The sequence below is a fragment of the Rhizobium skierniewicense genome, from assembly GCF_014196515.1.
Classification (GTDB): domain Bacteria; phylum Pseudomonadota; class Alphaproteobacteria; order Rhizobiales; family Rhizobiaceae; genus Agrobacterium; species Agrobacterium skierniewicense.
Genome location: NZ_JACIDV010000006.1, coordinates 276,872 through 291,708, shown reverse-complemented (window position 1 = coordinate 291,708; position 14,837 = coordinate 276,872). Strand labels below are relative to the sequence as shown.

The 14,837-nt window shown below is 54.8% G+C and carries 13 protein-coding genes; 11 read left to right on the top strand and 2 right to left on the bottom strand.

Annotation, left to right across the window (positions count from 1 at the left end):
* Positions 1 to 2 precede the first annotated feature (2 nt).
* The gene (locus tag GGQ73_RS11990; RefSeq protein WP_174154394.1) at positions 3 to 824 is read right to left on the bottom strand and encodes a pyruvate, water dikinase regulatory protein; all 822 of its coding nucleotides are present in this window, start codon (positions 822 to 824) and stop codon (positions 3 to 5) included.
* Positions 825 to 1,230: 406 nt separating this feature from the next.
* Between GGQ73_RS11990 and hemE the strand changes: the two genes are divergently transcribed.
* The 8 genes from hemE to GGQ73_RS11950 all read left to right on the top strand — a co-directional run bounded on the left by hemE (position 1,231) and on the right by GGQ73_RS11950 (position 10,076).
* Positions 1,231 to 2,265, top strand: a complete 1,035-nt coding sequence (gene hemE / locus GGQ73_RS11985; RefSeq protein ID WP_183896504.1) for a uroporphyrinogen decarboxylase — start codon at positions 1,231 to 1,233, stop codon at positions 2,263 to 2,265.
* A complete protein-coding gene (gene hemJ, locus GGQ73_RS11980; RefSeq protein WP_183896502.1) occupies positions 2,262 to 2,807 on the top strand; it encodes a protoporphyrinogen oxidase HemJ in 546 nt (181 codons plus the stop codon). The genes hemE and hemJ overlap by 4 nt, the downstream gene beginning before the upstream one ends.
* Positions 2,808 to 2,994: 187 nt before the next feature.
* A complete protein-coding gene (gene rho, locus GGQ73_RS11975; RefSeq protein WP_174154391.1) occupies positions 2,995 to 4,260 on the top strand; it encodes a transcription termination factor Rho in 1,266 nt (421 codons plus the stop codon).
* Between the two features lie 125 nt (positions 4,261 to 4,385).
* Positions 4,386 to 5,708: a tRNA uridine-5-carboxymethylaminomethyl(34) synthesis GTPase MnmE gene (mnmE, locus tag GGQ73_RS11970; protein WP_183896500.1), complete on the top strand. Its 1,323-nt coding sequence runs from the start codon at positions 4,386 to 4,388 to the stop codon at positions 5,706 to 5,708.
* Between the two features lie 51 nt (positions 5,709 to 5,759).
* On the top strand, positions 5,760 to 7,640 hold the full coding sequence (mnmG, locus tag GGQ73_RS11965) for a tRNA uridine-5-carboxymethylaminomethyl(34) synthesis enzyme MnmG (protein ID WP_183896498.1): 1,881 nt from the start codon (positions 5,760 to 5,762) through the stop codon (positions 7,638 to 7,640).
* 11 nt (positions 7,641 to 7,651) lie between these two features.
* A complete protein-coding gene (gene rsmG, locus GGQ73_RS11960) occupies positions 7,652 to 8,269 on the top strand; it encodes a 16S rRNA (guanine(527)-N(7))-methyltransferase RsmG (RefSeq protein ID WP_183896496.1) in 618 nt (205 codons plus the stop codon).
* A gap of 20 nt (positions 8,270 to 8,289) precedes the next feature.
* Entirely contained in the window at positions 8,290 to 9,081 is a 792-nt protein-coding gene (locus tag GGQ73_RS11955) for a ParA family protein (RefSeq protein WP_183896494.1), read from the top strand.
* Between the two features lie 110 nt (positions 9,082 to 9,191).
* A complete protein-coding gene (locus tag GGQ73_RS11950; protein WP_183896492.1) occupies positions 9,192 to 10,076 on the top strand; it encodes a ParB/RepB/Spo0J family partition protein in 885 nt (294 codons plus the stop codon).
* 57 nt (positions 10,077 to 10,133) lie between these two features.
* Here GGQ73_RS11950 and GGQ73_RS11945 read toward each other — a convergent pair whose 3' ends face one another.
* Positions 10,134 to 10,334, bottom strand: a complete 201-nt coding sequence (locus GGQ73_RS11945) for a DUF1674 domain-containing protein (RefSeq protein ID WP_183896490.1) — start codon at positions 10,332 to 10,334, stop codon at positions 10,134 to 10,136.
* 108 nt (positions 10,335 to 10,442) lie between these two features.
* On the opposite strand from GGQ73_RS11945, the gene htpX reads away from it, so the two are divergent.
* The 3 genes from htpX (at position 10,443) to GGQ73_RS11930 (ending at position 14,719) form a co-directional block, all read left to right on the top strand.
* Complete coding sequence (gene htpX / locus GGQ73_RS11940; protein ID WP_183896488.1) at positions 10,443 to 11,402, top strand: zinc metalloprotease HtpX; 960 nt, start codon at positions 10,443 to 10,445, stop codon at positions 11,400 to 11,402.
* Positions 11,393 to 12,784 (top strand): RsmB/NOP family class I SAM-dependent RNA methyltransferase, encoded by a 1,392-nt coding sequence (locus GGQ73_RS11935; RefSeq protein WP_412762974.1) that lies wholly within the window; start codon positions 11,393 to 11,395, stop codon positions 12,782 to 12,784. Before htpX ends, GGQ73_RS11935 begins: the two co-directional genes overlap by 10 nt.
* Positions 12,785 to 13,099: 315 nt before the next feature.
* Complete coding sequence (locus GGQ73_RS11930) at positions 13,100 to 14,719, top strand: heparinase II/III family protein (protein WP_183896484.1); 1,620 nt, start codon at positions 13,100 to 13,102, stop codon at positions 14,717 to 14,719.
* Positions 14,720 to 14,837: the final 118 nt, after the last annotated feature.

The following is a 14,837-nucleotide window of genomic DNA, read 5'->3' as shown; positions in this document are numbered from 1 at the left end:
GATTAACGTGTCCTTTGCCGAAGGGCAAGAATGGCGGCAGCTGTCTCTTCGATAGACCGGCGCGTGACGTCAATCAGTGGCCAATCATTGCGAGCGCAAAGCGCACGGGCATATTTCAGCTCCTCCATGATGGTCGCCCGGTCTGTATATTGTCTGCGGTCAAAACCACCTGTTGTCCCCAATTCGCGGTTTTCGCGAACCTGAGATATTCGATCGGACGTCGCGACCAGTCCGACGATCAGCGGCCTTGTGGCCTTGTAAAGACTTTCCGGCAAAGGCACGCCAGGCACGACGGGAATATTGGCGGTTTTGACGCCACGATTGGCGAGATAGATACTGGTGGGCGTTTTCGACGTGCGGCTGATACCGATAAGGACGACATCCGCCTCCTCATAACTTTCCGGCATCTGCCCGTCATCGTGATCCATCGCGAAGTTCAGGGCCTCTATACGGGCAAAATAATCTGCATTCAGGGCATGTTGTGCTCCGACCCTTCGCCTGGATGTGGTGCCGAGATAGGTCTGAAAAATGCCTATGACCGGTTCTAGCACGTTGACGCAGGGAACGCCGATCGCGTGGCATTGGAGATCCAGGAACTGCGCCAAATGCTCATCGACGATTGTGTAGAGCACGATACCCGGTTCTTTATCGATGCTGTCTATCACCTGCTGAAGCTGTTTCTGGTTTCTGATCATCGGATAAACGTGTTCCAGCGGCATGGCAGCGTGAAACTGGGCCGACACCGCCCTGCCCGCCGACATGAGAGTCTCGCCCGTGGAGTCAGAAATCAGATGAAGATGGAAGAAGCTTTTTGTGTTCTCCACGCTGTTTTCCGCTCCCTGTTGATAACACTGGACAAGCTGTGGCGTTAGCCTTGCCCGCGGACCGGCCGGTGTAAAACTGCCGGTTTATCCACAATCGGGTTTTTGTGTAGCAAGCGGAAGGCGACTTGTGAATTGTGAGGAGAACGGAAAGCTCTTAAAAATCATGCACCGTTTATCCACAGGAAGTTGATGACACCATCAATATCTAACAAACTGAAAAATTTGGTGAATTTGTCTTTACCCCCGATCGTTGACAAGCTTATGTTTGATCATTCCACCGCCGTGACCGGTTTTGTCTGGATGCGGCATATCCGCCGGACAGGATTTAATCCTTGCTACTCACAGACTCTAAGAAATAGAAAATCTCTAAGAATCTCTTTTATTATATTTTAGAAAAGATGGGCTGATGGCTGAACGGAACGTTTTGAAGGTATTGAGCGGGGAGACACTCACCCCTCCTCCGATCTGGCTCATGAGGCAGGCGGGTCGGTATCTCCCGGAGTATCGAGAAACGCGGAAGGTGGCGGGAAGTTTCCTCGACCTATGCTATAATCCTGCGCTGGCAACGGAGGTCACGCTTCAGCCTATCCGTCGCTTTGAACTCGATGCGGCTATCCTGTTTTCTGATATTCTCGTGATCCCGGACGCGCTCCATCGCAATGTCACCTTCACCGAAGGGCGGGGTCCGGCAATGGACCCGATTACTACGGATGAGATTTCGGCACTGAAGGCCGATAATATCTTGCCGCATCTTGCACCGGTGTTTGAGGCGGTGAGACGATTGAGGGCGGAACTTCCGTCCAAGACCACACTGCTCGGCTTCTGTGGCGCTCCCTGGACGGTCGCCACCTACATGATTGCCGGACACGGAACACCCGACCAGGCGCCCGCGCGCCTGTTTGGCTACCAACATCCGCAGGCTATGGAACATCTGCTGGCGTTTCTCGCGGAGGTGTCTGCCGACTATCTCGTAGCCCAGCTGGATGCGGGTGCCGATGCGGTGCAGATTTTCGACTCCTGGGCGGGTGTTCTGGGTGAGAAGGAATTCGAAGATTATGCGATCAAGCCGGTCGCGCGCATCATCCAGTCCGTTCGGGCTCGCCGGCCGGACGCCAAGATCATCGCATTTGCCAAGGGTGCCGGTATTATGCTGAAAGATTACCGTCAGAAAACCAAGGCTGATGCCATTGGCCTCGATTGGAGCATCCCGCTTTCCTTCGCCCGTGACCTTCAAAAAGACGGGCCTGTGCAGGGCAATCTGGACCCGATGCGCATGGTGGCTGGCGGTAAGGCGCTGGAAGACGGGATCGATACGATCCTGGAACAGCTTGGCAATGGTCCACTGATCTTTAATCTGGGCCATGGCATCACGCCGCAGGCCGATCCGGAAAATGTAGCGAAACTGGTGGCGCGGGTGCGATCTCATGAGGCGCGGCGATGACACGGGAAAAAGCGACGTCCGACACATCAGGTCGCAAGGCGCGTTTGCGCGCGGGCGCCGCTCTTGTAGTTTTTGTGGGACTGATTGCCGCTGTCCTGCATGCCGATCCCGCGGATGCCTATCTCTGGATCAAGGCGCTGCATATCATCGCCGTCATCTCCTGGATGGCCGGGTTGTTCTACTTGCCGCGGCTTTTCATATACCACACCGATGCGGAGACGGGTTCGGACAAGTCCGAGACCTTCAAGGTGATGGAGCAACGTCTGATTAAGATCATCATGAACCCTGCCATGATGATTTCCTGGGTGTTGGGGCTTTATCTCGCCTGGTCGGTTTATGGTTTCCAGGGTGGCTGGCTGCATGCGAAGATCGCGCTGGTGGTGCTGATGACCGCGACCCATGTCTATTTCAGCCGCAGCGCCAAGCGTTTTGCCCGTGATGAGAACACGCGTACCGCCCGTCACTGGCGGTTGATGAATGAGGCTCCAACGCTTCTGATGATCGCCATTGTCATACTGGTGGTTGTGAAACCATTCGGATAATGGCCGTTCACGATAAATTTCTCGGAATTGGTGCTTTCCTCTTGCAGCTTGAAGGCTGAAACGCTATTTTCCGGTCACTTATCTCAATGGCATGTGAATTATTCAGCCGTCTGCGGGCCACCCACAGTACCTGATTCGCGAACAAGCCTTCCCCCACACACATATTTTAAAGACGGTCTTTCTCTTCATGGCTGAAATGAAGCTTCAGGAACTCAAGAGCAAATCCCCTACCGATTTGCTGACGTTTGCCGAATCCCTGGAAGTCGAAAATGCGAGCACGATGCGCAAGCAGGAGCTCATGTTTGCAATCCTCAAGGTTCTTGCCAGTCAGGATGTTGAAATCATCGGCGAAGGTGTCGTTGAAGTCCTTCAGGATGGCTTCGGTTTTTTGCGATCTGCCAATGCCAACTATCTGCCAGGCCCGGATGATATTTATATCTCGCCATCACAGATCCGCCGATTTTCGCTGAAAACGGGCGATACCGTCGAAGGACCGATTCGTGGACCCAAGGAAGGTGAGCGTTATTTCGCCCTTCTCAAGGTCAATACCATCAACTTCGACGATCCAGAGAAAATCCGCCATAAGGTGCATTTCGACAATCTGACGCCGCTTTATCCGAATGAGCGCTTCAAGTTGGAACTCGAAATACCGACATCCAAGGATCTGTCCGCCCGGGTGATGGATCTCGTTACACCGCTCGGTAAAGGTCAGCGTGGCCTCATCGTTGCCCCACCACGTACCGGTAAGACTGTACTTCTCCAAAATATTGCCCACTCGATTACGGCCAATCATCCAGAATGTTACCTGATCGTTCTTCTCATCGACGAACGGCCAGAAGAAGTGACGGATATGCAGCGTTCCGTGAAGGGTGAGGTCGTCTCCTCTACCTTCGACGAGCCTGCCGTTCGCCATGTTCAGGTTGCCGAAATGGTTATCGAAAAGGCCAAGCGTCTTGTCGAACATGGCCGTGACGTCGTCATCCTGCTCGATTCGATCACACGCCTCGGCCGTGCTTACAACACCGTCGTTCCGTCTTCCGGCAAGGTCTTGACGGGTGGTGTAGATGCCAATGCCTTGCAGCGTCCAAAGCGCTTCTTCGGTGCCGCCCGAAATATCGAGGAAGGCGGCTCGCTGACGATCATAGCGACGGCTCTGATCGATACGGGTAGCCGCATGGACGAAGTAATCTTCGAAGAGTTCAAGGGAACCGGCAACTCGGAAATTGTGCTGGACCGCAAGGTCGCCGACAAGCGTATCTTCCCATCCATGGACATCCTCAAATCCGGCACCCGTAAGGAAGACCTCCTCGTTCCGCGTCAGGATCTTCAGAAAATCTTCGTTCTGCGTCGTATCTTGGCGCCGATGGGGACGACAGATGCCATCGAGTTCCTGATCGACAAGTTGAAGCAGACCAAGAACAATGGCGACTTCTTCGATTCGATGAACACTTAAAGCGGGATTCTTCCTGTAAGGCTATAAGGCCGCGTCCGATCAAACGGGCGCGGCCATTCTTTTGAACGGGATTAGTATAACCGTGATGACAGCCTGACTTCCAGCGTTTGAAGGACTGAAAACCAATGTTGCCATCCAATGATACGATTTACGCTCTCTCCAGCGGCTCACTACCCGCCGGTGTGGCGATCTTGCGTATCAGCGGTCCACAGGCACATCATGCGTTGGAGAGATTGATCCGAGGTGATTTACCCCTGCCCCGCAGAGCCGCTCTGAAAACGATTCGGAACCGCAACGATGATCCGATAGACCAGGCGCTTGTCTTCAATTTTCCTGCTCCGAACTCTTTCACGGGCGAAGACTGTGTCGAATTGCATGTCCATGGTAGTAAAGCGGTTGTTGCAGCGGTCTTTTCAGAGCTGGACGCCATACCGGCAGTGCGTCCAGCGGAGGCGGGTGAATTTTCCAAGCGCGCTTACGATAATGGCAAGATGGACCTTCTCGAAGTCGAGGGGCTTGCGGATCTTCTCACAGCAGAAACAGAGATGCAGCGGCGTCTGGCTGTTGAGCAAACGAGTGGCAGGCTGTCTGAACTTTATGATGGGTGGGCGCAACGTCTGACGCGGTGCCGGGCCTTGATTGAGGCCGAGTTGGACTTTTCGGACGAAGAAGACGTTCCAGATTCGGTATCGGCCCAGGTTTGGAGAGATGTTTCGGCTTTCCAGGATGAATTGCATCTCCATTTAAACGCAGGTTCGAGTGGTGAAATCATCCGCGACGGGTTTAAAGTGGCCCTCGTCGGCGCTCCTAATGTCGGCAAATCGACTCTTATGAACGCGTTGAGCGGACGTGACGTGGCAATTGTCACGGATATCGCCGGAACGACGCGTGACGTTCTCAGCGTCGATCTCAACGTCGGCGGATACCTGGTGACGCTGTTCGACACAGCCGGACTGCGAGAAAGCGATGATGTTGTGGAGCAAGAAGGTATAAGGCGTGCGCGTCTCACTGCCGAGAATGCCGACCTCATTTTGTTTCTATCCGATATCGATTCGGTTCCGCAACAATTCCCGATCGACGCCAATAAGAGAATTCTCAAGATCGCAACCAAATGTGATATGATCGAAACCGTCACTAGCCAGTGCGATATTGCGCTGTCTGCCAGAACCGGAACAGGGCTGGATCATCTTCGCTCCGCCATCGCAGCGGCAATTGAAGAGCGCGTTGGCGCGTCGTTCACACTGGGACCTGTTAGGGCACGCCACAAGAAACGACTTGAAGAGACGCGCAACTATGTTAGTGATGCTTTGGCATCAGACGGCATGGATCTGGCGATCCGATCGGAATATCTGCGTCTTGCCGCTACGGCTCTCGGTCGTATCACCGGGCGTGTCGATGTCGAAGATTTGCTCGGTGTGATATTCTCCGAGTTCTGTGTCGGCAAATGATTCACGTGAAACATCTCGTAGCCCATGGGCGCGACAGGGATAAAGAGATTTATGATGACATATGATGTCGTTGTAATTGGTGGTGGCCATGCTGGCAGTGAAGCTGCTGCTGCAGCGGCCCGACATGGTGCCAACACGGCGCTGTTGACCCATAACAAAATGACGATCGGCGTTATGTCGTGCAATCCGGCCATTGGCGGTCTCGGAAAAGGCCATCTCGTCAGGGAAATTGATGCGCTCGATGGCCTTATGGGGCGTGTCGCTGATCAGGGCGGCATTCAGTTTCGCATGCTGAATCGTAAGAAAGGGCCTGCTGTGCGTGGTCCCCGTACACAGGCAGACCGTCGTCTTTACCGAGAGGCGATGCAAGCGGAAATCAACGCTATCGAGAATCTGACGATCATCGAGGGTGACGCTTTCGATATCGACATGAAAACCGGCATCATAACCTCAGTCACTCTGTCGGATGGTCGAAAGATTGCGTGCCGGGCAGTCGTTCTGACCAGTGGAACGTTTCTGCGCGGTCTCATTCATATCGGTTCCGAAAAGATTCCAGCGGGGCGCGTGGGTGAGAAACCATCCTTAGGATTATCGGATACCCTTGTGCGTGCGGGACTTGCGATGGGTCGGCTCAAAACCGGAACACCTGCTCGCCTGAGCAGTAAGACAATCGATTGGGACGCAGTTGAGCGTCAGGGTGCGGATGAAGAACCTGTTCCTTTCTCCTTCATGACCGACAGAATCACAAATCCTCAGATCGAATGTGGAGTTACCAGGACCACCCCCGCTGGTCACAAGATCATTCAAGACAATATTCATCTGTCGGCCATGTATTCAGGGCAAATCGAAGGTGTCGGACCTCGCTATTGCCCATCCATCGAAGACAAGATCGTCCGCTTTGGAGAGCGTGATGGCCACCAGATTTTTTTGGAGCCGGAAGGACTGGATGACGACACAATCTATCCCAACGGTATCTCCACGTCTCTGCCAGCCTTCGTGCAGGAGATGTTCATCAAGACAATACCCGGACTGGAACACGTTCAGATCCTTCAGCCTGGATATGCGATCGAATATGACTATGTCGATCCCCGGGAGCTGAAACCCTCGTTGGAATGTCGTAAGGTCCCGGGGCTATTTTTGGCTGGTCAGATCAATGGCACGACGGGCTATGAGGAGGCTGCGGCGCAAGGTCTTGTCGCCGGCCTCAATGCCTCCCTGTTCGCAGGCGGCAGTGATGCCATTCATTTCAGCCGGACTGAATCTTACATCGGTGTCATGATCGATGATCTGACGTCAAAGGGTGTGACCGAGCCCTACCGTATGTTCACGTCACGGGCTGAATACCGTCTGTCGCTCCGTGTCGATAATGCTGATTTGCGCCTCACACCACTCGGTATCAAGGCGGGCATCGTCGCGCGGGATCGCTCCAGCCGCTTTGCTGCCTTTCTCAATAATATTGATCAGGAACGAGCACGGTTGAATGCTTTGTCGATCACGCCAACGCAGGCGGCAAAACACGACATAAAGCTGAACAATGATGGTAAGCGAAGAACGGCATACGAATTACTCGCTTATCCCGACATTACGCTAAAGACGCTGGAGGCGGAGTGGCCGGAGCTGTCGACTATGAATCGCAAGGTGGCAGAGGTCCTCGAGATCGAGGCCAGTTACGCTGTCTACATGCAGCGTCAAAGTGCGGATATTGTCGATATCAAACGCGATGAAGATCGCAAGATTCCTGAAGACTTTGACTTCTCAATTCTCTCAGGATTGTCTAACGAGCTCAAGCAGAAGCTTCAACGCGCCAGACCCATGAATATCGCCCAGGCGGCACGAGTGGATGGAATGACACCTGCGGCCGTGTCGTTGATTCTTGCGTTGGTCAAAAAAGGCTCATATAGCCAAACTTCAAAGTTGCGTGCACAGCCATAACGAGTCCCAATATGAACATAAACGGCCGAAGTGTTTCACGTGAAACATTGGATCGTCTTGAACACTTCGTTGAACTTTTCAGGAAATGGAATGCCACGACCAATCTCGTGGCGCCGTCTACACTTGGGGACCTTTGGTCAAGGCATATCGCCGATAGTGCTCAAATCTTTCAGTTGGCACCGAAGCCTTTGACATGGGCAGACCTCGGTAGTGGTGGTGGATTTCCAGGTATCATTACTGCTATTTTTCTCGCTGAATTGAAGGAAGGATGGGTCAATCTCATCGAAAGCAACAATAAAAAGGCTGCTTTCCTGCGAGTTGCCCTCAAGGAAACGGGTGCTCGTGGCTCGGTGCATCCTGTTCGGATCGAATCTGCGCACGGCATCGTCGGCCCCTGTGACGTGATTTCCGCGCGTGCTCTCGCCGAGCTTGATCTTCTCCTGGATTATATCGAGCCCTGGGCCGCCCAGAATGTTGACCTGCGCTGTTTTCTGAATAAAGGCAGGGATTATGAGGCCGAGCTCGAAAAAGCGCGTGGTCGTTGGGATTTTGATCTGTTAATACATAATAGCAGCGTTGAAGCGAGTTCTGTGGTGCTTGAAATCAGTCAGCTCGCAGCGAAACGCTGATTGACCAGCAGGTGCACCCTATGTTTGATAAAAACCGGATCATCACGATTGCAAACCAGAAAGGCGGGGTCGGTAAGACGACAACTGCCATCAATCTGGCAACCGCGCTGGCGGCCATAGGCGAGCGCGTGCTGGTGGTCGACCTCGATCCACAGGGCAACGCCAGCACAGGTCTCGGCATCGACAGGCGTTCTCGCACGCTGTCCTCCTATGATCTATTGATTGGCACGAATACCGTATCGGAGGTCGTCGTGCCGACCGCGGTTCCAAACCTCGATATCATCGCGTCCACGATGGACCTGCTGGGGTTCGAGATGGAGGTCGCTAATGCTGCGAACCGTGTTTTCCTGCTGAAGAATGCCCTTCAATCGGATGAAGCACGAGCCTATTCCTACATTCTCGTGGATTGCCCGCCTTCCTTCAATTTGCTGACGATGAACGCGATGGCGGCTGCGCATTCGGTGCTCGTACCGTTGCAATGCGAATTCTTCGCTCTCGAAGGACTGAGTCAATTGCTGGATACGGTCAATCAAATCAGAGCGACGGTCAATCCAGGGCTCGATATCCAGGGCATCGTCCTCACGATGTTCGATTCGCGCAATAATCTTGCGCAGCAGGTCGTCACCGATGTGCGCACTCATCTTGGTGAAAAGGTGTACCACACGCTCATTCCGCGCAACGTGCGTGTGTCCGAAGCGCCGTCCTATGGTAAACCTGCCATCCTCTACGACCTCAAATGCGCCGGTAGCCAAGCCTATTTGCAATTGGCATCCGAAGTCATCCAGCGCGAACGTATTCGTAAAGCGGCCTGACGCAACCAAAAAATTTTTCTCAACGGCGTCTTTGGACCGCTTATCATTCCATCATGCGTCTGAACGGGCTTTTCTCGTGCGATGCCTCATTGGTTTTACGGAGTTTGAAAATGAGTGATGATCTTTCCAAGCGTCGACTGGGACGCGGACTCGCCGCATTGATCGGTGAAATGGACCAGCCTCTTCCTGTCGGTGAACCGCAGAAAGCCGTGGCGGCTGACCGCACGATACCGATTGAATTTATCGCGCGCAGCGCCCGCAACCCGCGCAGACATTTCGATGAAGGCGAGTTACAGGATCTCGCATCCTCTATTCGTCAGCACGGCATCGTTCAGCCTGTCGTTGTGCGGACGGTGGCCGAAGGCCGCTATGAGATTATTGCCGGTGAACGTCGCTGGCGAGCCGCACAACTCGCGGGCTTCACGGATGTTCCCGTCATTGTCCGTGACGTCGACGACCGCACGGCGCTGGAGCTCGCTATTGTCGAAAACGTTCAGCGTTCCGATCTCAACCCGCTTGAAGAAGCGATGGGCTACGATCAGTTGATTGCCGAGCATGGATATACGCAAAACGATCTTGGGGAAATTATCGGCAAGAGCCGCAGTCACGTCGCGAATAGCCTGCGTCTTTTGAAGCTGCCGGAAGCCGTGCGGGGTATGCTGGCAGAGGGTTCGCTTTCGGCCGGCCATGCGCGTGCGCTTGTTTCGACGTCGGATCCAACCTTTCTCGCCCGCTCGATCGTAGCGAAGGGGTTGTCGGTTCGTGACGCAGAACGTATGGCACAGGCCGATATTCATATGCAGCTCAATCCGACGCTCCCGCGCAGAGAAGAGCACGAGAAGGACTCCGATACCGTTGCGTTGGAGCGTACGCTGTCCGATGCACTGGGCCTGGATGTGAAAATCAACCACAAGGGAAACGGTGGGCATATCCGCATCAATTACCGGACACTCGAGCAGCTGGAGAGCGTTTGCCGACTGCTCGAGCAAAAATAAATCTAAATATTTGATATTATTGGTATTTTCAACGAAGCAAGGCTCGGTGGGTCTTGCTCAAAAGTCTATGGCACGGCCCTTGATTTCATAGTCTCCAAAGCGAACAGCCTCCGGCCCTTCGCGTCCACCGATCTCGGGCGGCAGCTCCATGGCCTTCGCCTTCTTGCGGCGCTCCTCCGCCTCCTGCAAGGCTCGTTGCGCGGCAGGCGATAGCTCCCGCTTTTTATTGTCACCGTTGTCGTTGTCTGGGTTCTGCATGATCTGTGAGCCCTCATGACGGGATATTGAAAAGCATTTTCTTATAACCAGATTATAGAAGTCTGGTGGCGTTGATAAGCCATTTTACCTTTGAACGGAGATTTTTGGATGAACATGATGCGTACGGCGATGTTGTTGGCGTTCATGACCGCGTTGTTCATGGGTATTGGATTTCTCATCGGCGGCGCCGGTGGCATGATGATTGCCTTCCTGTTCGCGGCTGGCATGAACCTGTTTTCCTATTGGAACTCCGACAAAATGGTTTTGCGCGCCTATAATGCGCAGGAGGTGGACGAGCACAACGCGCCTGATTTCTTCGCGATGATCCGCGACCTCTCCCACAATGCTGGGCTTCCTATGCCGAAGGTCTATGTCTACGACAGCCCGCAGCCCAACGCCTTTGCAACGGGGCGCAACCCGCAAAACGCTGCGGTGGCGGCATCGACGGGGCTGATGGAACGCTTGACGCCGGAAGAGGTGGCCGGTGTCATGGCACATGAACTGGCGCATATCCAGAACCGTGACACGCTGACGATGACAATCACAGCGACGCTTGCCGGTGCAATCTCCATGCTCGGCAACTTCGCGTTCTTTTTTGGCGGAAACCGTGAAAACAACAATCCGCTTGGTTTCATAGGCGTGCTGGCAGCGATGATTGTCGCACCCCTGGCGGCGATGCTGGTGCAGATGGCGATCAGCCGGACCCGTGAGTATTCCGCAGACCGACGTGGCGCGGAGATTTGCGGCAACCCCTTGTGGCTTGCCTCCGCATTGCAGAAAATCGCAGGCGCGGCTCAGCAGATTCATAATCCAGACGCCGAGCGCAATCCTGCGACAGCGCATATGTTCATTATCAATCCATTATCGGGAGAGCGGATGGACAATCTCTTTTCCACCCATCCCAATACCGACAACCGTATTGCTGCCCTACGCAGCATGACGCAGGAGTTTGCGCAGGCATCGACCTATCAGCCGACAAGTGGTAAGTCCGTCCGCAAATCACGCTCCGTGCCCAATGTCGGTGCTGCGAGCGGCCAAAACAATGAGCGTAAAGGTCCTTGGTCTTGACATCGAATTCTTCTGCCAAGTCTGCAAAGCAGCATACACGCAAACTGTCTGGCGGAGGACGTGACGACGAAGCCGGCAATGATGGCTGGAAGCCCGGACTGGGCGCTCGCACGGCTGCCGTTAAAATTCTGTCGGCGGTTCTGGACAAGAAAACCTCGCTCGATGGAATGCTGGACGCCGAGAATGGCAATCCGGCCTATCGGGCGCTCAGCCTGGCCGACCGAGCACTCGTACGAGCTATCGTCAACACAGCCTTACGGCACCTTCCTCGGATCGAGGCTGCTCTTTCCATGCTGCTGGATGGACCTCTGCCTCAAGGTGCGCGCTCACTTCATCATGTTCTGGTGGTCGGTGCGACGCAGATGATCTATCTCGATGTTCCCGATCATTCTGCGGTCGATCTGGCGGTCGAACAGGCGCATCGTGATCCGCGAAACCGGCGGTTCGTGAAACTGGTTAACGCAGTGTTGCGGCGACTGGGGCGTGAAAAGGAAGAGATCATCCAGGCAATCTCGTCTGTCCCTGTGCTGCCGGAGTGGTTTTTCGACCGTCTGAATTCCGTCTACGGCGGCGATGCGGCCCATAAGATGGCAGAAGCGCAGCTCATACCTTCCGTGATCGATGTCACCGTCAAGTCAGACCCCGATCAGTGGGCGCAAAGGCTGAACGGCACGGTCATGCCCAATGGCAGCGTCCGGCTAGCGTCTTTCGAGGGGTCTGTTTCCGCCCTGGATGGGTTCGATGAGGGTGAATGGTGGGTGCAGGACTTTTCAGCCAGCATGCCGGTGCGGTTGATGGGCGATCTCACCGGCAAGCGTGTTGCCGATCTGTGTGCGGCACCTGGCGGAAAGACGGCGCAACTGGTGCTGGCGGGTGCCGACGTGACGGCGCTCGACCAATCCGGCAATCGTCTAAAACGGCTACGTGAAAATCTTGGTCGGTTGAAACTAAAGGCGACGACCATCGAAAGCAATATGCTGAAATATCAGCCGGATGAGCTTTTCGATGCGGTTCTTCTGGATGCGCCCTGCTCGTCCACAGGCACCTTGCGCAAGCATCCCGATGTGTGCTGGACGAAGGATAAAAACGATATTGCCAAGCTCGCTACCTTGCAGGAGCAGATGCTGCGTCATGCCATAAACCTGGTCAAACCGGGCGGTATTGTCGTGTTTTCCAATTGCTCGCTCGATCCTTCAGAGGGTGAAGAGATGGTCGAGCGCGTGTTGGCAAACAACGGGCGACTTGAGCGTGTGCCCGCTTTGATCTCGGATTTCCCAGGTATGGAGGCTGCCATGAACACCAAGGGCGAGCTTCGCACGACCCCTGATATGTTCGGTGGTGTAGATGGGTTCTATGCTGCGATGCTGCGGGTGAATGCATAGGGTATCTTGGTTTTCATCACCCGATCGTCGTGCTGCGTCCGCCGCAGTTTGCGTATTTTAAACAACGGCTTGATGGGCGGATGTCGTAATTCCATGCGGCGTCCGGTCTGGAATCATTCGTAAAAAAGCCGTTCGTTTACAAAATATGAAGTATTTCGTGAAAATTTGACTGATGTTTCCGTTCCAATCCAAAAACACTCACCTTTTGAAACATAAGTCATCTTCGCGCAGGCGGGAAACACGCGTTTGGTAGGATCCCTGAAGAGCAGCTTGAGCGTAACAGGGTTTTTTATACGTACCCTGTGGGATCGATGCATGATCTTTAGTGCACCTGTGCGTCTGCAGTTCCTGCGTGTCGCCGATCGTGTGCCAAACGGTCTCGTGGCAGCGCCGACCGACCTGCGTGCCGTCGATCCCTATGTTGCTCAGGAACTGGTTCTGGGCCGTATCGCGCTGGCAGGGCGGATATTGGAGACGGGTGGCGTCTCTCCCTTCGTGCTGGAGATGCCCTCGCCCGCCTTTGAAGAAAGGCTGCATGCGTTTCGTTGGCTGCGGCATGTGCGTGCAAGCAAAGCCGACGAGGCCTGCGCGCGAGCGCGTATTCTGGTCTCCGACTGGATTTCGACGCATGGGCGCAAGATCAGCGGCGCGGCTTGGGCGCCGGAAACCGCAGCGCAGCGGCTGATTGCCTGGCTGTCGCATTCGCCCGTGATTTTGCAAAACGCCGATGCTGGCTTTTACCGTCGCTTTCTTAAAAGCCTTGGCTACCATGTGCGTTATCTCAACCTCATCGCGAAACACGCACCGGATGGAGAAACACGCCTTAAGATTCGGATCGCCCTAGCGATCGCTTCGATTTCGCTTCCCAACCGTGCTGCCAGAATAGCCCGCCATGGGTTCAGGCTCGATCGGGAACTCGAGCGGCAGATCATGCCGGATGGCGGCCATGTATCACGAAACCCTCGCGTGATACTGGATTTGATGCTCGACCTTCTCCCGCTGCGTCAAAGCTACATCAATCTCGGCCATGACGTGCCGCCAGGGCTTGTACCCGCCATCGACCGCATGTTTCCCGCCATTCGCTTCTTCCGTCATCAGGATGGCGATCTGGCGTTGTTTAACGGTGCGACTGTCACGCTTGCCAATGAGCTGGCCTCGGTATTGCGCTATGACGAGACCTCCGGGCGCCCTTCTCGCGCGCTGTCCGACATCGCCTATCAACGCCTGTCTGCGGCAGATACGGTGGTCGTGGTCGATGCGGGCATTCCGAAGTCCATGGCGCTATCCAGAGGCGCGCATTGCGGTTGTCTGTCGTTCGAGATGTCGTCGTCTCGAAACCGCTTCATCGTCAATTCCGGATTTCCGCCATTTGCCGTCGATGCCTTCAAGCGTGCAAGCCGCTCGACTGCGGCGCATTCGACCGTGACGATCAATGACACCTCGTCGTCGCGTCTGTCGCGCTCACGCCTGCTCGGCCCGGTCATGATATCGGGTATCACCGATGTCGTGGTCGAGCGGGAGACGGATCAGAAAGGTGCCGATGTGCTGCGCGCGTCGCATGACGGCTACCGAAGCGCGTTTGGCTATTTTTACGAGCGCGAGCTGGAAATGAACGCTGCTGGCAGCAAGATCAAGGGGCGCGATAGCGTCCAGCCGGAACAGGACGTTAAACGCCCGCCCGTCTCTGCTGATGCCGTGTCGCGCTTTCATATTCATCCGTCTATCGAACTTGTCCGGCTGGATGACGAATCCGTCATGATGCGCGCAGGCGATGGCACAAGCTGGGTGTTTTCCGCGCCTGGCCAGACCGTGACGATTGCGGAAGACGTCTTCATGGCGGATGCCTCGGGCATCCGACCGTCGCAGCAGATCGAAATCCCGTTTCACCTTCCCGATATGACGGACATTCGCTGGATCATCGAAAAGAAACTCTAGCGGTCAATGGCATTGTGCCGGCCTAAAAACGACCATTGGCGGCCCAAGCCGATGCCCGGCTCTGTTTATTAATGCGCAAAGCTGTGCTAACGCGGCGGCAACCGCCGGATGGATTGCT